General features: G+C 40.3%; 24 protein-coding genes. 16 read left to right on the forward strand and 8 right to left on the reverse strand.

From position 1 onward, the window contains the following. Window positions 1-346: 346 nt before the first annotated feature. The 5 genes from CUU64_RS12485 (at window position 347) to CUU64_RS12505 (ending at window position 3,576) form a co-directional block, all read left to right on the forward strand. On the forward strand, window positions 347-601 hold the full coding sequence (locus tag CUU64_RS12485) for a DUF1292 domain-containing protein (protein WP_101633970.1): 255 nt from the start codon (window positions 347-349) through the stop codon (window positions 599-601). Between the two features lie 23 nt (window positions 602-624). Beyond that, the gene (locus CUU64_RS12490) at window positions 625-999 is read left to right on the forward strand and encodes a hypothetical protein (protein WP_101633971.1); all 375 of its coding nucleotides are present in this window, start codon (window positions 625-627) and stop codon (window positions 997-999) included. 19 nt (window positions 1,000-1,018) lie between these two features. Beyond that, window positions 1,019-2,284 carry an erythromycin esterase family protein gene (locus CUU64_RS12495; protein WP_101633972.1) on the forward strand — a complete coding sequence of 422 codons (1,266 nt, stop codon included), beginning with the start codon at window positions 1,019-1,021 and terminating at the stop codon, window positions 2,282-2,284. Window positions 2,285-2,566: 282 nt separating this feature from the next. Then, the gene (locus tag CUU64_RS12500) at window positions 2,567-3,322 is read left to right on the forward strand and encodes an alpha/beta hydrolase (protein WP_101633973.1); all 756 of its coding nucleotides are present in this window, start codon (window positions 2,567-2,569) and stop codon (window positions 3,320-3,322) included. 89 nt (window positions 3,323-3,411) lie between these two features. Further along, window positions 3,412-3,576, forward strand: coding sequence for a CsbD family protein (locus CUU64_RS12505; RefSeq protein WP_101633974.1), 165 nt, complete (start codon window positions 3,412-3,414; stop codon window positions 3,574-3,576). A gap of 385 nt (window positions 3,577-3,961) precedes the next feature. Here CUU64_RS12505 and CUU64_RS12510 read toward each other — a convergent pair whose 3' ends face one another. The 4 genes from CUU64_RS12510 to def form a co-directional block, all read right to left on the reverse strand. Next, a complete protein-coding gene (locus tag CUU64_RS12510) occupies window positions 3,962-5,725 on the reverse strand; it encodes an FTR1 family iron permease (protein ID WP_101633975.1) in 1,764 nt (587 codons plus the stop codon). A gap of 35 nt (window positions 5,726-5,760) precedes the next feature. Continuing rightward, window positions 5,761-7,059: an iron uptake transporter deferrochelatase/peroxidase subunit gene (gene efeB, locus CUU64_RS12515; RefSeq protein ID WP_257985512.1), complete on the reverse strand. Its 1,299-nt coding sequence runs from the start codon at window positions 7,057-7,059 to the stop codon at window positions 5,761-5,763. Continuing rightward, entirely contained in the window at window positions 7,060-7,920 is an 861-nt protein-coding gene (gene efeO / locus CUU64_RS12520) for an iron uptake system protein EfeO (protein WP_101633976.1), read from the reverse strand. 320 nt (window positions 7,921-8,240) lie between these two features. Then, the gene (def, locus tag CUU64_RS12525) at window positions 8,241-8,819 is read right to left on the reverse strand and encodes a peptide deformylase (protein ID WP_101633977.1); all 579 of its coding nucleotides are present in this window, start codon (window positions 8,817-8,819) and stop codon (window positions 8,241-8,243) included. A 283-nt stretch (window positions 8,820-9,102) separates the two neighbouring features. On the opposite strand from def, the gene CUU64_RS12530 reads away from it, so the two are divergent. From CUU64_RS12530 to CUU64_RS12545, 4 genes are all read left to right on the forward strand, one after another. Then, window positions 9,103-10,851, forward strand: coding sequence for an AAA family ATPase (locus CUU64_RS12530; RefSeq protein ID WP_101633978.1), 1,749 nt, complete (start codon window positions 9,103-9,105; stop codon window positions 10,849-10,851). Window positions 10,852-11,197: 346 nt separating this feature from the next. Next, window positions 11,198-11,758: a YtxH domain-containing protein gene (locus CUU64_RS12535; RefSeq protein WP_180954586.1), complete on the forward strand. Its 561-nt coding sequence runs from the start codon at window positions 11,198-11,200 to the stop codon at window positions 11,756-11,758. Window positions 11,759-12,032: 274 nt separating this feature from the next. After that, window positions 12,033-12,308, forward strand: coding sequence for a YqhV family protein (locus CUU64_RS12540; protein WP_180954587.1), 276 nt, complete (start codon window positions 12,033-12,035; stop codon window positions 12,306-12,308). Window positions 12,309-13,255: 947 nt separating this feature from the next. After that, window positions 13,256-14,293: an STAS domain-containing protein gene (locus CUU64_RS12545; RefSeq protein WP_101633979.1), complete on the forward strand. Its 1,038-nt coding sequence runs from the start codon at window positions 13,256-13,258 to the stop codon at window positions 14,291-14,293. Between the two features lie 67 nt (window positions 14,294-14,360). Here the strand turns inward: CUU64_RS12545 and trhO are convergent, their stop codons facing one another. Beyond that, window positions 14,361-15,326, reverse strand: coding sequence for an oxygen-dependent tRNA uridine(34) hydroxylase TrhO (gene trhO, locus CUU64_RS12550; RefSeq protein WP_101633980.1), 966 nt, complete (start codon window positions 15,324-15,326; stop codon window positions 14,361-14,363). A 222-nt stretch (window positions 15,327-15,548) separates the two neighbouring features. After that, entirely contained in the window at window positions 15,549-16,433 is an 885-nt protein-coding gene (locus CUU64_RS12555) for a diacylglycerol/lipid kinase family protein (RefSeq protein ID WP_101633981.1), read from the reverse strand. 212 nt (window positions 16,434-16,645) lie between these two features. Between CUU64_RS12555 and yhfH (CUU64_RS12560) the strand changes: the two genes are divergently transcribed. The 6 genes from yhfH (CUU64_RS12560) (at window position 16,646) to CUU64_RS12585 (ending at window position 18,557) form a co-directional block, all read left to right on the forward strand. Further along, window positions 16,646-16,783 (forward strand): protein YhfH, encoded by a 138-nt coding sequence (gene yhfH / locus CUU64_RS12560; protein WP_101633982.1) that lies wholly within the window; start codon window positions 16,646-16,648, stop codon window positions 16,781-16,783. A 70-nt stretch (window positions 16,784-16,853) separates the two neighbouring features. Then, window positions 16,854-16,991 carry a protein YhfH gene (gene yhfH, locus CUU64_RS12565; protein ID WP_101633983.1) on the forward strand — a complete coding sequence of 46 codons (138 nt, stop codon included), beginning with the start codon at window positions 16,854-16,856 and terminating at the stop codon, window positions 16,989-16,991. Window positions 16,992-17,065: 74 nt separating this feature from the next. Continuing rightward, window positions 17,066-17,203, forward strand: a complete 138-nt coding sequence (yhfH, locus tag CUU64_RS12570; protein WP_101633984.1) for a protein YhfH — start codon at window positions 17,066-17,068, stop codon at window positions 17,201-17,203. Window positions 17,204-17,277: 74 nt separating this feature from the next. Then, a complete protein-coding gene (gene yhfH / locus CUU64_RS12575; protein ID WP_101633985.1) occupies window positions 17,278-17,415 on the forward strand; it encodes a protein YhfH in 138 nt (45 codons plus the stop codon). Between the two features lie 123 nt (window positions 17,416-17,538). After that, window positions 17,539-17,796 carry an alpha/beta-type small acid-soluble spore protein gene (locus CUU64_RS12580; RefSeq protein ID WP_101633986.1) on the forward strand — a complete coding sequence of 86 codons (258 nt, stop codon included), beginning with the start codon at window positions 17,539-17,541 and terminating at the stop codon, window positions 17,794-17,796. Between the two features lie 152 nt (window positions 17,797-17,948). After that, a complete protein-coding gene (locus CUU64_RS12585) occupies window positions 17,949-18,557 on the forward strand; it encodes a DedA family protein (RefSeq protein WP_101633987.1) in 609 nt (202 codons plus the stop codon). A 113-nt stretch (window positions 18,558-18,670) separates the two neighbouring features. Here the strand turns inward: CUU64_RS12585 and CUU64_RS22040 are convergent, their stop codons facing one another. After that, on the reverse strand, window positions 18,671-18,832 hold the full coding sequence (locus tag CUU64_RS22040; RefSeq protein ID WP_180954588.1) for a hypothetical protein: 162 nt from the start codon (window positions 18,830-18,832) through the stop codon (window positions 18,671-18,673). Between the two features lie 528 nt (window positions 18,833-19,360). On the opposite strand from CUU64_RS22040, the gene CUU64_RS12590 reads away from it, so the two are divergent. Further along, window positions 19,361-19,555, forward strand: a complete 195-nt coding sequence (locus tag CUU64_RS12590; protein ID WP_101633988.1) for a hypothetical protein — start codon at window positions 19,361-19,363, stop codon at window positions 19,553-19,555. Between the two features lie 49 nt (window positions 19,556-19,604). Here CUU64_RS12590 and CUU64_RS12595 read toward each other — a convergent pair whose 3' ends face one another. After that, window positions 19,605-19,994 (reverse strand): hypothetical protein, encoded by a 390-nt coding sequence (locus CUU64_RS12595; protein WP_101633989.1) that lies wholly within the window; start codon window positions 19,992-19,994, stop codon window positions 19,605-19,607. Window positions 19,995-20,011 lie beyond the last annotated feature (17 nt).

Below are 20,011 nucleotides of genomic sequence, written 5' to 3' on the forward strand. Positions count from 1 at the left end.
TTTAAAGTGTTTGCTCACTATTAAAAAACGTTGGCGCTTTGTTTTGTTCAGTTTTCAAAGAGCAATACTCAATTAATGTAACACGAAATAATTCAGTTGTCAACTTCTGCGAAAAACGAAATTATTTAATATGTAAGTAAACGAACCGACTTATTAATCATAGTGCTTTATAAAGAAAAAGTCAACAGTTTTTTAAAACTTATTACGACTTGAATTCACTATGTTTTCACTTTTTCAAAGCGACTTAACTATATTAATCGCTTTGTTTTTTTATGTCAACACTTATTCGAATCATTTTTCCCCCTGGGGGGAAGTTAAGACAAAACAAAGATGGAGGTGATACTAAATGACTGTTCCTGAAATCAGGGATTTCATTATTGTTGAGGAAGAAAACGGCGAGGAAAAGCAGTATGCGGTCGATGCTTTATTCGATATAGAAGATAATTCTTATGCCTTATTAAGCTCTGGTGATGACCTTATATTAATGAGGGTTGAAGAAGAAGATGGAGAGCAGTATTTGGTAGGTTTAGACGATCCGGTTGAAAGGGAGAATATCTTAAATGCATATGAAGTGGCCGTTGAGTCGGCTCCTGCAGAATAAACAGCAGCATAGCGGAGGCATCTATGGGGTATAAATCCATTGAAAGCATCCACCCTGACAAGCAGAAAGAAATTGAAGAAGTGATCGATAGAATGACTTTTACCAAGAACTTTCGTTCAGCAACCGCCGAAGAATGGTATATATTTCTTCCCGGCTATAAAGATCCCAAATCAGGCGGAGCCGCAGGAAAAGCCATCATTCACTATAATCTGTATGGCAATAAAGAAGTCTTTATTAATACAACCATTATATTTGATGATCCAGACCTGTACAAAGATGAGGCATACCAATTGGTCTATGCAATAGCAGATGAACTAGTTAATCGCCTGGTAGGCTACGTTGATACATTGTTATCAGTGCATGCCGGCCAAAACTCTTATCAGGCAGAATATAAGTAATCATGAAAGGATGATTTTCATGCTTAAACAACTTGCTGAGAATGTACGGGAGCATGCTGTCCCCTTCAAGGATCCTCATGATTTGGATGCACTGGTTAAAAAGATCGGCGACTCGAGAATTGTCCTTTTAGGAGAAGCTTCTCATGGCACATCAGAATTTTACAAAGTCCGCGCCGAGATATCCAAAAAACTGATAAAGGAAAAAGGTTTCAATATTATTGCTGTCGAGGGAGATTGGCCGGCAAGCCAAAAACTGAATGGATATATAAAAGGTTATGATAAAAATAGTAAAACGGCGGAAGAAGTACTGCAGTCGTTCAACCGGTGGCCAACTTGGATGTGGGCTAACGAAGAAATCGCTGAATTCGCTGAATGGTTAAAAGAACATAACCGCTCAGAATCCGGCACGAAAAAGGTGGGATTTTACGGCATTGATGTGTACAGTTTGTGGGAATCCATGGAAGAAGTGGTACGCCATCTTGAAAGAAACAATTCCCCAGACCTCGCTTTGGCAAAAAAAGCTTTTTCTTGTTTTGAACCGTTTAACCGTAACCATGAAAAGTATGCCATTTCATCGGCTGTTTATTCAGAGGGCTGCGTCGAGGAAGTTACCAAGCTATTACACCGAATCAGTGAAAGCAGGCACCTATATCAATATGAAGAAGAAAGCAGCTTGGATATCAAAGTGAATGCTCTTGTTACAGCTAATGCTGAGCGATACTACAGCACGATGATTCTTAATGATGAAAAATCCTGGAATATACGGGATTTGCATATGGTTGAGGCATTGAATGAAGTGATGGATTTTTACGGCCCTGATGCGAAAGCCATTGTCTGGGAACACAATACACATGTAGGAGATGCTCGTGCTACCGATATGGCTGATAATGGACTGATTAATGTCGGACAGATTGTTCGGGAACAAAACCGCACCGAAGACGTATATGTTGTTGGATTTGGAACACATAGCGGAACTGTAATTGCCGCGGATGAATGGGGAGTGGAGCTTGAGGAAAAAACCGTTCCAAAAGCAAAACTGGGAAGCTGGGAAGATATCCTGAATCGAACAGGGGATTTCGACAAGATATTATTCTTTGAGGAAGGAAACCGCCATCTGTTTTCATCGAAAATTGGACATCGTGCTATCGGGGTTGTCTACAATCCAGAATATGAACACTTTGGCAATTATGTCCCTTCTGTCATTTCGGAGCGGTATGATGCTTTTGTCTTCATCAATAGAAGCCATGCCCTTAAGCCGCTCAATCTGTATGAGACAGTTTTATAGCTTCTTCTATCCGGATAACATGTACATTTATAATAAATGTGTCATACGGGGCCACCCCCTATGACACATTTTTTAATAGAACTTTCTGTCTATTTTTGATTGACTTTAGAACTTATACCATGCTAGCATTAAACCAAGTAAATTTATAGGATTAATTAAAATTAAAATGTGTAAGAATATAGGGAGAATAGCTTGCGGTCATTGCAGCGATTTCGATTGCTGGCGGCTCCTACAGCAACATGCTTTTTATTGAACTGATTTGTGGAAAGGAGAATGTTTACAATGAACAAATCAACTGTAATCCCCGGAGCTGAATCCTATTTTTTAAAAGGAAACTCCACGGGCATCTTAATCTGCCATGGGTTTAACGGCACTCCCCAAAGCATGGAATTTATCGGACAAAAGTTTGCAGAACATGGTTTTACTGTTTACTCCATAAGATTAAAAGGCCATGGAACTACTGTTGAAGAAATGGAATCAAGCAGATATCAGGATTGGATAAGAGATGTGGAAGATGGATATCATCTGTTAAAACAAACATGCAGCAAGGTCTTCGTGATTGGACAATCCATGGGCGGAGCTTTGGCATTGACCCTTGCCGGAAAAGTTGAGTGTGACGGAGTTTTGACGATAAATGCAGCGTTAAATGTGCCGGAGTATGAACAGTATAGGCATCGCACCACACCAAGATTCATTCCGGAAGGCAAACCTGATATCAAAGATCCGCAAGCTGTTGAAATTACTTACACACAGGTTCCGATACATGCCATTCATCAGCTGCTTTCATTGATGGATATCGCTAGGGATTCTTTGCAAAAAGTAAAATGTCCCATTTTACTTTTCCATTCCCCTGACGATCATGTTGTCCCGCACGAATGTTCGTTTGAGATTTACGATTCAGTCTCTTCAAAGGGAAAAAGCATGATGTCCCTCAACAACTCATACCACGTCGCATCACTGGATTATGACCGCGATGCTATTATTGAAGCAGCCATTGAGTTTATCAACGGCAGGAGCAAGGACATCCTCGCATCTTAGAAGAATTGTGTAATGCTAACCAATAGTGTTTATCCTTCACGATAACGGGTATATCTTATATATAAACACCCAGAAAGGAGGAAGCATTGATGGGCGATTTTTCTGATAAAGTAAAAAGTACGGTCAATAATATCAAAGGTGAAGTAAAAGACCAGGCCGGAAACGCAAAAGGCGACCCCGGGCTTCAAGCCGAGGGGAAAATGGATAAACTAAAAGGCCGCTTGCAGGACGGAATCAGCAGGTTAAAAGATTAATAACACACTATTTAAAGACTGCCCATTTATTAGGCAGTCTTTATTATTTTCTATAAAAAGCCGATGTCCTACTAGTATGGAACATCGGCTTTGTTTAGCACATTTATTGGTATACCTGATTCAGGTGCATTCACTTCTTTTCTTTTACAGCGTGGCGGTCCGTCAAGATTCTTGGCCCGCAATCACAAAGAATGGAATGCTTTAATTTCTTCATTGGCTTCCCGCATGCGTTACATACCTTTGTTTGCATCTTAATTTCCACCCCCGACGGCTTATCTTTTACATGATTATATATAAATGTTTTGTAGTTTTCTTTATAGGTATATTATACAACTTGTAAAATTATAATCAATATTTATTTATAATTATTATAAAAAAGAAGCCCTCATTGAGGAACTCCTTTTGTCTTCATTTCATTACTTTTTATCCAATATGTTGTTCCTAGTATGATCAATAACAAAATGATTTGCGGTACAATCGTTTCCCATGTAGGATACAGCCCAATCCACTCAATGAATGGGACGGAATGTAGAGTATGGGTGGCGATGACCTGTGAAACCTGAAGCGAGTGGATGCTGATTCCTAGTATTTTAAAGGATAAAGCATAAATCAGTATGGTTGCGATGAAAAAGAATAGCGAAATAGGAAGCCTCACGCTGTATTTGATAATCACATATCCTACGATCCCCAAAATAACAAAAGCGATCACCACGCCAATCAGAAGCTTACTCATGCTTATATACGGCGCCATTCCAGCATAAAATATGATTGTTTCGGCACCTTCCCTGAATATTGACAGAAAACTGATAAATGTAAACGAAGCTAAACCGCCCTTTGCCATCGCCTGCCCCAGTTGCCTATTAATGTATTTGTTCCAGTTTCCAATAGCGGATTTATTGTGAAGCCACGCTCCTACTGTAATCATCATAAGAACTGCGGCAATTCCGGTTACGCCTTCAATATATTCCCTGCTGGATGCGGCAGTGATAGTGGAAAATACAATATTAATCATTACTGCCAATACCGCACTTAATAAAAGACCTGTCCCAACTCCGAACCAAATCCACTTTTGCTTGTCTCCCTCATTAACCTTTTTGAGGAACGATAAAAGTGTCGCAACAATCAGCAATGCTTCTAATCCTTCACGCAACAAAATTAGGGCTGCATCCCAAATAGAGTAACTTGTTTTTTCTGTCAGAGGCAGAAGGCGGCTATTTAAATCTTTAACAATATTCGCGGTTTTTTCCGTATCCACCTTTTTTGATTCCAGCAGCGATATAGCAGCAGGAATTTTGGTCTCCACATCACTATACAGCTTGGGATCACGAGTCTGTACGTCACCTTCTACCATTGGCCAGAAATTTAAGATTTCATTCAAATTGCTTTTCGCATGATTTAAGTCGTGATTTTCAATCCCGTTAATACTTTCAGTCAACAGCCGTGTCACATCTGATAGTGAATAACTTGATTTTTCTCCTTTTTTCACATTGCCGTTTGCAAAGTCATTAATCGAATTCTTCAAGCTTGAAAGACTTGTTAGCGCTTTTTCCTTGTCGGCCGGTTCTTGCGTAATTGCAATGCGAATGAATGCCATGTGTTTTTCTATTTCCCCGTACGAAACAACACTTTCGTTGCGCACGATTTTTTCGACTCCCGTCCATGAGCTTAATAGATTGGAGTACTGGATCTTTGCTTTTGAAAGATTTTCATCTGAAATGGTAGCTGTCATCTCGTCGAGTAAAGGGATCAAGGCCTTCACACGTTCTTTTTCTTTTTCCGTGTCGGCCGGATTTAGTTGGTGATCATATTGGACAACGGAACTAGATAAAGCAGAAAGAAGCGTATTCACTTTGTCAGGTTCAGCATTGCTACCTTGTAATGCTTGCTTAACAGCCTTAAGGTTTTCGTCGACCACTGCTGCTTGTTTGCTGTCCAAGTTTCTTACTGAATTCCATTCCGTTTCAAACGATGCCATATTTTTCCGAACAGCTTCCATATCACCTTTTTTTGCTTTCATTAAGCTGTCACCGATATAAACCAATAGCTTGTCATGGTTTTCAGCCGCTTGACCCGCTGGAATATAAGAAAAAAACACCATTAAGAACACCAGTATCGATAGTTGAATTCCATTTCTAATTATCTTGCGCATATCATTGATCTCTCCCTATGAAAAAAAAGACACAATCATGAAAAAAGTGTCTCTCCGATATAACCGCCCTTTTTCGTTCCAGGCAGGCAGGCAAAAATGGCACTCCCTTTATGAACAGTGTATTCATTCAGTTTATCCATTTTAACTAAGCGTTGTTGCATGGGGATAAATTGCTTCTCCGGATTACGCTGAAAACAGATAAACAACAGCCCGGCATCAAAACTTCCTGTCTCAGGGTCCATCCCATCAGTATATGAATAGGCACGACGCAGGATTTGCTGTGACCCATCACCATGCGCAAGACGCATATGGGAATTAACCGGAATGGCAAGCTGGCCGTTAGTATCCTTCTTATTATATTCAGGCGTATCAAACTCATTTTTTTGCCCGATCGGCGCTCCGCTATCCCTGTGCCTTCCAAATGTATTTTCCTGTTCCTGCAATGCTGTACGGTCCCATACTTCGATAAACATTTGGATGCGCCTAACCACCATATAACTTCCTCCAGTAAGCCACCCTGGACCATCACCTGGCTGAACCCAAACGTGCTGGTCCATTTCTTTTCTATTATTTAGGTCTGGATTGACCGTGCCGTCTTTAAAACCGAATAAATTCCTTGGCGTTTCTTTCTTGGAGTCAGCCTGCTTTGTGCGCTGGAATCCAGACTGCACCCAATGGATTAATGCTTTCCCACGGGCAATTCTTACCAGGTTCCGGACTGCGTGAAAAGCCACTTGAAGATCATCCGCACATGCCTGTATGCAAATATCTCCTCCGGTCCATTTATCCTCCAATGAATCGAGCGGGAACTTTGGTAGGTCCTTCAATTCCTTAGGCTTTTTGTTACGTAAACCGAAACGGTCCTTTCCGTCTTTATCAAACAAGCCTGGCCCGACTCCAAATGTAATAGTCAAGTTAGATGGGGCAAGACCAACGGCTTCCCCCGTATCCTTTGGAGGCAGGAACAGGTTGCCATCGTGTTCACCGACTGGTTTCCCCTCTGTCATAGCAGCAGATGCCTCTGTCCAGTCTTTGAACATTTTAATAACCTCTTCGCGACTCCCCGCTGTTATATTAAGCGAGGCAAAATAAATATGATTTTGTGCTTCAGTGATGATTCCGGCTTGGTGCTGCCCGTAAAAAGGAATCTTATCCTGAAATGTTTCACCTTTTGTTACCTTTGTATTTGATAAAGACAGGAGGCCTCCGATGCCGGACGCTCCAATCAACATCCCGACACCACCAGCCCCGGCCGTTTTAAGCATATTTCTTCTTGAGACCTTTTTAGACAATAAAAAAGAATTTTCCGTACTTCTTTGAGATTCGTTTTCCAATTAAGATGCCCCCGTTACGATCCCTATTTGAGAAAGCGGTTCAGCTAAAGCATCAATAGATTGGCTTAACTGTTTTACTTCCGGCTTTGTTAACTCTGTATAAAGCTTGTAAGCTTCACCTTTTTTGTGTTGGTTCAAAAGATTGTAAACATCGTCGAAACGCTTTTGGATTTCCTCGCTAAGCGCTTTATCCTTTTCCGCTAGTGCCGGGTTTAATAGTTGATAAATTTTTTCAGCTCCCTGAACGTTAGCAGCGAAATCATATAAATCTGTATGAGAATACCGGTCTTCTTCCCCTGTTACCTTTGAGGTGGATACTTCATTTAACAGATCTACGGCACCTGTGATCAACAGCTCCGGCGTGACCTGTACCGTCTCCACCTTTGCACGCAAAAGATTCACATCGTTCATCAACTGCTCTGCATACTTTTCATAGCCTTTTGTCGTGTTTTCAGCCCAGAGACCTTTTTCGATACGGTGGTAGCCAGTCCATTCATTTTCTGGCACATCACCTTCACGAGCATCGATTTTGGGATCTAGGTCCCCGAATACCTCCGCAATTGGCTCTGCACGTTCGTAATGCATACGTGCAGGTGCATAAGCTGCTTTTGCTCTCTCAATATCACCTGATTTTACCGCGTTTGTGAATTCCTCTGTTGATGTTACAAACGATTCAATTTCTCCCAATGCATATGTGCGGTATTCTGTTGCTACATCATCCAATTTACTTGATTCGGACGCTGCAGCGGTGGGCTCTTTCTTTGATTCATTTTCAGCCGAAGCATTATCATTGGACTGAGCACAACCAAACAGTAGATTAGTGGACAATAAGATTGCTAAGGATGCTTTCCATTTACTCATTTTTAATGTTCTCCTCTTAATTCACATATTATATATATATTTTAACAGAGATTGAAATTCATTATCAATTAGTTTTATGAAAAATTTACTTTTCCAAATTTTTTAAGAGATCTTCTGAGAAAACCTTGTAACGGGGTATGGCGAAAATCAAAGCTCGTCCTACGTGCTTTCGGGATGACAACCTGCCGATGATGTAGCTCGAGTTTGATTAGTTTTCATCTTACTATAGAGGAGCATAGTATAACAGGTGCGCAACTTTAAAAGTCATTAAGAGCATAGTTAATTAAAAAAATGACAAGCACATGTGCTTTGCCATTTTATTAAATACTTTTTATGTCGACATTTTCAGGAAGCTTGAACGGATTCTCCTTATTTATCCGGTCATAGAACATGATACCGTTCAAATGGTCCATTTCGTGCTGGATGACGACTGCTGGAAACCCCTTAAAGCGTAAATGTATTTCACTTCCTTCCGTATCATAAGCCTTTAATTTTATCCTTTCATATCTGGGAACGAACCCGCTTATTTCGCGATCCACAGAAAGGCAGCCTTCACTTTGCGGGAGGTATACCATCGTTGCTGAAGTGCTGATAATTTTTGGATTAATCAATTCATATTCATGAAGCTTCCCTTTTTCATCTGTAAAATACACAGCAAACATTCGTTTATTGAGCCCAATTTGGTTCGCTGATAACCCTACGCCTGCCCTAAGGCCGTACTTTTGGGAAAGGTCCGGGTCCTGGCTGTTCTTTAAAAATTGCATCATGCAAGCAAGTTCTTCCCTATCTTCTTGGGAAGGAGGAAGGTTGACCTCATCAATAACCTGACGTAGAATCAGGTCCCCCTCTTTTACTATATCTTTCATTGTAATTACATAATCTCTTGTAAATTTACTCATAAGAAAACCACTCACTGCCTTTACACTATTCTTTTTGTAGAAAGGAGCCATATCCTATTTCGTTCGTTTACATTATAACCTTGAATGGGAATCGCATTCCATTTAAACAACAACATGATATTTGAACTATAACAATATAACAGTCTCTCTTTCAACGCTTCAAAACAGGGAATATGCCTGCTTACCACCTTGGTATTTACAGAAATTACTAGTTTAAATAGGATATTTGCCCTGTACAATACTAGTCAGAATTTTTTATACTATATCTATATTATTTAAGGAGATGAGTCATCTGAAATCTAACTCGACCCTTGTTTCAAAGTTTCTGCCGGTTATTCTGGCTTGTATTGTGGCCATTACAGGGATTACCTGGTATATATACGGGAATGCGAAAGAAACTGCGATTCCTTTTTCCTCCATTGAAAAAACAATCCAGGCTCAAGACGGAAAGCCTGTTACTTTAGAAGAAAAGCGCAACGGTGCCATTCATTTGACAACCGAAGACGGAAAATATGTTTCACATGTCCCTCCCAACAGCCAAATGATAGATAAGCTAATCGAGAAATATAATATCCAATACTCTTATTCACCGAACAGCAGGTACAGCCCTTGGATCATGGCTGGTTTAGTCGCGGTATCTGTCGCTGCAGGGATTTTCCTCCACAGGAAATCCAAAGGCGGCATCGGGGCAACAAAAATGAAGCACAGCATTTCTACTGCAAGACCCCTCCCTTCTATTACATTAAACGATGTGGGAGGCCTCCAGGAAGAAATGAAAGAAGAGATCTTTCAAACCCTTTCTATTTTAAAGGAACCTGAACGTTCAAACAAACTTGGGATCAAACCTCCAAAAGGGGTTTTATTATACGGACCTCCAGGAACAGGAAAAACCTTGCTTGCCCAGGCGATTACAAAAGAATTAAATGCAAACTTCTTCTCCACAAGCGGTTCTGCTTTTAACGAAATGTTCATCGGAGTCGGTGCCGCCCGGGTCCGCAGCCTCTTCCAGGCTGCCAGAAAACAGAAACCCGCTGTCATCTTTATCGACGAGGTTGATGCTCTTGCAGGCAAGCGAAAGCAGCACGGCGGAGAAGAAGGCGAGAAGACACTCACCGAATTGCTTGTTCAACTCGACGGTGGCCATGACAATGACGGAATTTTGTTCATTGCTGCTACTAATAGAAAAGATATGCTTGATGAAGCTTTCCTTCGTCCAGGCCGAATTGATTTTTCTTTCCAGGTCCCTCTACCAGATACAAAGGGCAGAAGGGAAATTATCTCCATCCACGCAAAAGGTAAACAGCTGGCTCCTGATGTGACTGCTTCATTGGATGACCTGGCGGAGAGCACCTCAGGTTTTTCCGGTGCCGAAATCAGCTCTCTATTTGAAACTGCGAGCAGGCGTGCACTACGGAACGGACAGGATACGATTCAGAAGGATGATATGGACTATGCCATTGACCGGACCATCCTCGGCACCACATCTCGCATGCTTAATGACCAGGAAACGAAACGACGCGTAGCGATTCACGAGAGCGGCCACGCCTTGGTCGCTAGTCTGACCAAGCCCGGTTCTGTCAGAAAAGCCACAATCATTCCACGTGGTCAAGCACTTGGCTATGTCGCCCCTATCCAGAAAGAGCTGCACCTTTCGACAACCAGCGAGCTGCTCGATCAGGTAAAAATGATTCTTGCCGGCGGAGTCGCAGAGCGCATGTACCTAGGGGAACACAGCGTTGGTGTCGGTGGCGATGTACAGCAGGCGAAGTATCTATTGGAACAGATGGTGGATACAGGCATGCTTCAGGACGGTTTCACCTTAAGTTTCAATAAAACTGATAAGGAATTAAGAATGCAGGCATTGTTCCAGGAGGCCATTGTGCAGACAGAGGAACTCATTTCAGGAAACCAAGAGCAATACGAGGCACTGGTGGAAGCTCTATTGAAGCAAGAAACTCTTGAAGGCTCTGAAGTTGAAGAGATTGTAAATAAGAAGTCCGCTCAAGAATTGGATAATCTTATTCTAGCTTAATAACACTATGAAAAGGCCCGAGAGAGTTCCCTCGGGCCTTTTTCATTATCTAACTGGCAATTAGAACCGTTCGAACGGCTCTATAAATTCAAAAAGCTAGGCTCTCCTTCCAATGAGGTCATAAAATCAATGGCATTTATGTAAAATAAAAACTGATGATACTTTGTTCAAAATTTAAATTTATTTAGCCAAAATCACTAGCTTGAACTTTGTAAAATTATTAATAAACTCTACTAAGACCATTTTCCGTTGTTGGTTCTTTTCATCTTTAAGTTTAAGCGGAGAAAAATCCGGGAAAAACACGGATAAGCCTATAAAACATATTTAAAAAGAGGAGGAATTTTTGATGGAAACCCAAACGATGGCAGATGGCCAGGTGATGACTGATACTTACACAATGGCTGATACTCAAAGCAACAGCAAATTGTTAAAGGGCATTATTCTGGGAGGAATTATCGGCGGGGCTATAACGCTTTTGGATTCTTCTACCCGTAGCAAAGTAAAAACCAAGGCAGTTGACCTGAAGGATACCTCCATGGACATGTTAACACAGGTAAAAGAAAATCCGACAGAAATGAAGGATCAAATGGTTCAAAGATTTAAAGATGCATCTGAAACCTTGAAAGAAGCAATTAATGAAGCTCAAAAAATTTATCAGACAGTGAATGAAGATGTCTTTGGAAAAGTAAACGAAGTAAAACAGTTATCATCTGATGCTATAAACATTGCGAAAGACGCAACAGGTGGCATTAAGGAAGTCGGGTCAAAGGTTGCTGAAGCAGGCACCCAGCTTAAGAATTCAACTTCTAGCACGACCCCAACATCCCAGAATACCGGTACCGAGTTATCAGCAGATGTCAAGTCTGTTAGCGTGAACACGTCCGGAAACCAAAATTCAACTTATTAATACAATCACACCCCTTAACACACCGTCCTCCATGTGAGCCGGTGTGTTTTGCTTAATTGTAGCTAAGCCCTTTGGCGGTTGTTTATTTTCTTGTGAAATGAGGTATTGTGAAAATTTCAGTTGCTAATTTTTCCTTATTGAAACTGCGTTAAGTAGCCATTCATACAGGTTAAGCTACACTCCCTCTTACGGTCCTTCTTGAAATTTTTCAAACTTGTCCTGTTTCCGGGAATTGCTGCATACAATGTGGTGAAGATGGTTGCAGGAGGTAATTATGTTTACAGTGATAGAAAAAGCAGTATTAATTATGGCTACGTTGCGTTTGCTTTCCGGTAGCATTGAAATCTTTGCCGGATTCCTGATGCTTAGGTTGAATGATATCGAAAAGGCTCTCATCGTCAACAGTTCACTAGCCCTAGTAGGGCCAATTATTCTTGTTACCACAACAACAGTTGGGCTTTTTGGAGTTTCTGAAAAACTGTCATTTTTCAAGATTGCCTGCATATTCTTAGGTGTCGCGCTCATCCTTATCGGAATTAAAAGCAAATGAGCAAGATTGGCAGGATGGTAAGGAGTCCACATAACAAAAAACGCCCAGAATCGATTCCGAAGCCGCCTGTCTAAACCATAACAAATATTTCATGTATTTATAAATCAAAAAACGTTCCTGATAATAGGCAAAGGTTTTTCCTACCAGATTATTCAGTAAACGTCAGAAATGTAACATCATTTTCATGGTGGGCAGTGTGAATGCTGCACTCTCTATGCAAATAAATATTTCTCTTTTTTCGTTGTTTTCGGCTTCCACGTTAGTCAAGCATGAATTGACGAATTAAAACACAGCTACATACTGACCCATTTTTGCCAATCACCTGTTTATCAAACCTCAAATTTAAGCCCTAATTAGGATAGCCCCAAATTGCTTATTTGAAATTATATTCCCCCCCTATGGCCATTAGCTATTTCAGACGAACGCCATTATTGAGAAGGATGCGACATCTTCCATCTAGAATGCTTCCCCGTTTCGAAAAATATCATCGAGTTGACTCGTTTGCCTGGGTAGATGACCTTTTTAGGCATCGTCTTATGTAGCAGAAAAAGATCCTAGCCAACGACCTCGGAGCAGTTCGCTAGGAATCTCGGCAGTCTGCAGCTCACTTTTTTCCATCCCATTCAGGTTCGAATCATAAATTAAAAATAGGATTTACATGCTTTAGATATAATAGCTTGGGAACTCCATTTACAGGATAGTTCTTATTTTATGGTATGTTTCAATACAACATTAAAAGGTAGAATTTGATCATAGCAAATCAGTCGACCGAAACCTGCTAGTGACTCCAGAATCATCCTATGAATAATTCATTAATGTTGAAAGCTGATGATAAGCCATGCTCAGTGCATCATGTATTAAAGTAATGGTAAAATAATTATGACTCTATAGCATGCTACTCGTTTTACTACGTCACACACCAGAATTAAAGGAGAGTTACTATAAGCATGGAAAACCATAGCGAAACTGTAAATAAAGAAAATATTACGATCGGCGGCCTAAATTTCTCATGGAATCTAGAAAAAGGCACGTTCCAATATGAAAATTCAGATGCAGTACTATTTTGGATAAGCAGTGCTATGAAGTCTTTTTTTGACACGATTGAAGAAATATCTGGAGAGAAAGCAGCGAACCTTGTTCTCGAAACAACTGGCTACCGGCAGGGTCTGGTTGTCGGAGAATACTTTAAAAATCTGAGTCTTCCCGTTGTAGATGCCCTATCTTTAATTCCTAATACATATGCCTCGGCTGGATGGGGGAAGTTCACCGTAACATCCCTGGACGCTGATGGCAAAACGGCCGCCATGCAAATCGAGGACAGCTGGGAATCCAAGATCAATAAGGCCCAAGGCAGAAAGCAGCACGGCAGGTTTATACCAGGCCATTTTGCTGGATTATTGTCCGGTTTATTCGATCAAAATATCTGGTATAAGGAAATTGAGGTCTCCTTCGAAAATAACAATACTGTGTTTAATTATGAATTTTTCCCTTCTGAAACGACGGTCCAACGCAATATTCATGAGCTTGCAAGAAGTGAAGAGGCAGAACAGATCCGCAAATTAGAACACATCGTGGAAGAGCGGACACGAGAATTAAACGACATGGTAAAAGAAATTTCTTCCCCAACAATTCCTGTCCTAGAGGGAATTGTTGTAGTTCCGCTTCTCGGTAAATATGATGAGATCCGCTCCGAACAGCTTATCGAAAAAACATTGAACAACCTCCCTGCCCATAAGGCTAAATATTTAGTCCTGGATTTGACAGGTCTTGATAAGCATATTAGCGAATATACTGTTTCTTTCATCAACAAGCTTGCTTCCGCAGCTTCCCTTATCGGTACGGAAACCATACTCGTTGGAATTTCTGCCGAATTGGCCATGATCATCGCACAAACGACCAATGATCTGACGAAATATAATTTCTTCAATACCCTTCAACACGGCATTTACTATGCTTTAGCACAAGAGGGAAGAAAAATTTTATAATATTTCAGCATAAAAAACACCTTTAGCCAACCCGGTTTCAGGGCTAAAGGTGTTTTTTAGATGGGTACTATACTGTAGTAGATTCTTCAATTTTTGAAAGTCTTTCCGCCACTTGCTCTTCTGTTAAACCATGCTCAACCACATATCGGTTTGAAGGGTGAACACGGCACTCATGTGAGCAGCTACGCATATACTTGTGCTCGTTTTCCTCAGAGCTTAGTATCTTTTTGTTACAGAATGGGTTTGCACAGTTAATATAGCGTTCGCAAGGCTCGCCAGTGAAATAATCACGTCCGACAATCACATGTTCTTTCTGGTTGATTGGAACGGCTATTCTTTCATCAAATACGTACATTTGTCCATCCCAAAGGGCCCCTTGTACTTCAGGGTCTTTCCCGTATGTGGCAATTCCACCGTGCAACTGGGATACATCTTCAAACCCTTCTCTGACGAGCCATCCGGAGAATTTTTCACAACGGATTCCGCCTGTACAATAGGTTAAGATCTTTTTCCCTTCCAGTTTTTCCTTATTATCACGGACCCATTGAGGAAGATCACGGAAGTTTTCTACATCCGGTCTAATCGCCCCTCTAAAGTGACCAAGATCATATTCATAGGTATTACGTGCATCAAGAACCACCGTATCCTCATCCTGCATTTGTTCGTAGAATTCTTTCGGGTTTAAATACTTACCAGTTAATTCGTGCGGGTTAATATCATCTTCAAGCCGAAGAGTAACAAGCTCTGGCCGAGCACGCACTTTCATTTTCCTGAATGCATGTTCCTCGGCTTCGTCTATTTTAAATACCATTTCTGAGAAACGAGGGTCTTCCTTCATTGCTTGCATATATTTATCAGTTTGCTCAATTGTTCCGGAAACTGTACCATTTATCCCTTCAGGTGCTATCAGGATGCGTCCCTTAAGCCCTAACTCATTACACAATTCGCGATGTTCATTTGCAAATTCTTCAGGATTATCAATAGTAACATAATGATAATAGAGCAATACTCTATACGGTTTATTTTCTGTCAACTTAATGACCACCTTTCGCTTTTTATATTTGCAAGATATAAAGGATTAGAAGATGGTTCTAGTATTCACTTTTCTCTTACGAACAAACATTATAACACATTTCCCGGGATAATGTGGCTAAAAATAAAGTAAAATAACTACCACACATTCCAGTAATCCAATATGCTGAAAAAAAAAGGCTGACTTCCCTATAACAGGAAAGCAGCTTTTTGGATTTCTAAGTTACTTTGGAACAAACACATTCAAATGCTGTTTTAATACTTGTGCCGTAAATGGCAGTGGCTCACCTTCATCCCCGTCGATATTGGCGACAAGGTTTTTGGAGGCTGAAACCTTTATTTTCGTTGATCGGATATATTCTACCTGGTCATGCTCCTTAAGTTCCCCTTTTAATAGCTTAGGAAGAATTGTCATTGCTTGTGTGAATGAAAAATCCTTGATGACAAATGTATGCATTTTTCCATCATCAACCCGGGCATCAGGAGCTAGTACTTCAAAACCCCCAACTGAATTGGTCAGTGCCGACACCACCAGGTAGGCTTCTCCGATCCACTTTCCTCCGTCGTGTTCAATAGTTAGTGTAAACGGTGCCTTATTGATGATTGTTTTAATCCCCTCGAAGAAATAAGCAAAAGAGCCCAGCCTTGTTTTCTGCTCAGGGGTTACCATATAAGCAGCTTCAGCTATTGCACCTGCTGCAAGTACATTCATAAAGTAACGACCATTGATTTTGCCAATATCAACCGGTCTGGTATAATCACTTGTTAATATTTCAGTGGCTTGTATGGGATCTAATGGGATGTTCAATGCCCTCGCAAAATCATTGATTGTTCCCATTGGAATGATTCCAAGATCAGGTCTGTGCCGTTGTCCAGACAAACCGTTTATGGTTTCACTGATCGTACCGTCCCCTCCTATTGATATGACAGCCTCATAGCCTTCATTGCAAGCCTCCTGAGCAAACTCTTCCGCATCCCCCACACTTACTGTTTTCCTTACTAAAACATCATCGTACAGATTACGCAAAACTTCCAGAAGCCGTGGAAGAATTTCCGTCGCCCTTTCCTTTCCCGATGATGGATTTATGATAATCATGCTCCTTGTCATGGCAATTTCCTCCGTAATAAATCGCAATAAGTTTTCTACAAGAAAATTACCCTGTTTGTGCTGGGTCTTAAACAAATGAATAAAGGAGAAAAAAGTCAGAAAAAAATTTTAATTTTTCTGATATTTATCTATACATTTTTAAATAACGGGTATATACTGTATTATAACAAGAGAACAAAAAATAAACTGTATTACAAAAAGGAGGATAAACCATGCAAATCACCAGCCCAGTAGAATTTTTTAGGAGCTTGCCACCAAAGCAATGCACGGAATGCGGGGACCATATCTTAGAACAGGCAGAGTCTTATTTAATGGAATGTGATCGCTGCTTATCCAAAAAAGATGAATAATTTTTAGGTACCAACTGTAATATAACATATGGAGATAAATGATTGTGTAATATAAAAGGAGGAAAATTACATGCAAATGATTAGTCCGGTTGAATTTTTTAGAAACATGCCACCTAAACAGTGTACAGAATGTGGAGATCACATCATGGAACAAGCGGAATCTTATTTAATGGAGTGCGACCGCTGCCTTTCAAAACGAAGTGAATAGTTTATTATGCCCCATCTGTATTATAACAAAATGTCTATTAACAAACTGTAATATAATTAGAGGAGGAAAATACTATGCAAATGATCAGTCCGGTTGAATTTTTTAGAAATTTACCACCTAAACAATGTACAGAGTGTGGAGACCACATCATGGAACAAGCGGAATCTTATTTAATGGAGTGCGACCGCTGCCTTTCAAAACGAGGTGAATAGCTTATTACGCCCCACCTGTATTATAACAAAATTTACATTAACAAACTGTAATATAATTAGAGGAGGAAAATACTATGCAAATGATGAGTCCGGTTGAATTTTTTAGAAAACTGCCGCCTAAACAATGCACAGAATGCGGGGATCACATCATGGAACAAGCGGAATCCTATTTAATGGAATGCGACCGCTGCCTCTCAAAAAAACATGAATAGTTCCAACTATTGGCCAGCCAGGAGCTGGCCCATTTTTTTGTGAGCTTTACATAAGATTGCTGCTTCCTACTGATACATGTTTTCCTTTCATTTATCCAAAACTAACAATAAGGAGGGAGTAAAATGGCAAGACGCAAAAATAGAATCCTTGTTCCGGAAGCACGAAATGCGCTTGATGATTTGAAAGCAAAAGTCGCTAATGTGCAGAACCCAGAAAACGCAAAATTTGAGGCTGCCGAAGAAACTGGAGTCCCTCTCAAAGAAGGGTATAACGGTCATCTCACACCCCGTCAGGCTGGAAAGGTAGGGGGCAGATTGGGTGGAAGCATGGTAAAGGAACTTATCAAAATGGCTGAAGAAAGCTTAAACAAAAAACAATAATCCACAACACCTCATGGATTGTACCTGTATGATCCAGGGGTGTTTTTATTTTTTGTCATGGTTTAATACCGAAGACCATGAATAGATTTTTTTGACTCTCGACTTTGATATAATTAAGATAATCATTATCAAAGAAACAATCGGAGGTTCACATGCAAAATTGGATTACAGATTTTATGGAACAGTTTGGATATTTAGGTATCTTCTTAATGATTGCGCTAGAGAATGTATTCCCTCCTATCCCATCTGAAGTAATTCTTCCATTCGGAGGATTTATGACAACATACTCGGGATTGACCATTCCGGGTGTGGTCGCTGCGGCAACAGCTGGATCTGTCGTTGGCGCTATTATTTTATATGGAATCGGTCTTCTCCTTGACGTAGAGAGACTAGAGAAAATTGTAGACCGCTGGGGTCATATCCTCCGGGTAAGCAAAAAGGACATCCATAAAGCGGATGCCTGGTTTGACAAGTATGGATACTGGACCGTCCTTTTTTGCCGTATGATCCCACTAATCAGAAGTCTTATATCGATTCCAGCAGGGATGTCAAATATGAAATTTGGACTGTTTGTTATTTTTACTACGATTGGGACACTTATATGGAATATCATCCTCGTAAGCGTTGGTGCTGCTTTGGGTGAGTCTTGGGAAGACATTACCTATTTCATGGGAATTTATTCAAACATTGCCTACGCCTTAATAGCCATTGGAATCATCGTATTTGTTGTATTGTTTATCCGCAAAAAGAAAAGGTCTTAACCAGCCGAACCTATTTAATCAATCGTTTGATTAATAAGTAGCATTTAATCAAACGATTGATTAAAAAATAGGTTCTTCTTTGTTTATTGGAAATATGAGCGTACTACATATTGTTAATCATAATCTTTTATGTCCGAATCAATTTGAGGACCATTTTTACCGCGCGGATCGGGTGTGCCATGGATTATGCGAGTGTTACGTGCGACACCCTTCCCCATGTGCTGAGACTCTTCATTTCCTTTAGTTGAATCTAAAAATTGCTTATCCTTTCCCATGATCAATTCACCTCCATTTCGTTAATATATGGAGGCAGTCCAAAATTATTCTGATCACACGAATCCCTCTGTATCTATTGGAAAAGCAGGATTCTATTCATATCATCTTTTATTAATTCATACACACTTTCGTTAATTAGATGTCTCTCCCCGAACTCTGTTGCTTTTACCTTCTTCTTATTGTGTCAAATCATTCAATTCATAAAATTCTGCGACTTTTAGAATGTTATATTTCTCATCTTTCAACTGCTTTAATATACCTTCAACTGGGATTTTCGCTTCTATGGATGTTTCGATGTATGCCGAAACAGGTGTTTTAGGCTAAAACGATAAATCACTATAACACAAACATTAAAATCCATTATTTACCAGGCGTATAGAAGTTTAATATTGTTACAGTTCGTTAAGGGATTTAGGTCTTCCGGCATGTATTTTTACAAAAAAAACATACTAAAAAAGGGTGGAATTCCTGTTCAATCTTGTTATAATGGATAAAGCTTTTGACGACATTATAAAAAGGTGGGTAATATGGGGAACTCTTCTTGTAGGTATGTTATTAACGCTGTTGGAAAAGGTGGAGAAACATACTATTCCCAATGCCAAGATAAAAAAGAGCTTAAGGAATGGATTGCTGACCATGAAGAACGAATTGTGATGAACGAGTTAAAGATTACTGACAAAAATAAGCATCCGTTGTTAAAGCTATTTTCATTCAAAAGATAAATGAATTTCACCCAAATGGGACGCCATTTTTTTCAGATGGCGTCCTTTTTCATTTTGGGCTCATTGATTTGTGGATTTCCATAACCTTCTCTTCAATCTCACCCCAAGATAGGGTCAAATGTGCAGGCATGGCCACAAACAAGGCAAAAAAGTCATGAAACCACTCTTTGTTTTGACTTCTCGTTGCGAGCACTTTATTTATTTGCTGGAACTGGCTGACCAGGCTGTCGGTGAGTTTCGGCCGTGCCGGTAAATAAAGCATCATAGGAGTGTAATCCAGCTTCACTCCGATTTTTAGTACAAGACTCAACGCATGACTGTATGTACCAACGGTTTTGTCTGTATACACGCCAGGAAGCCTTTGACGAAATTCCTTTATCAGTGTTTCGGCATCATGCAGCTTAGCGGTATCCAATGATTTTATCATTTTTTCATACATGGTCTTCCCCCCACCTA

Origin of the sequence: Bacillus sp. V5-8f (assembly GCF_002863565.1) — a bacterium.
In the GTDB taxonomy this organism is placed as follows: Bacteria; Bacillota; Bacilli; order Bacillales; family DSM-1321; genus Peribacillus.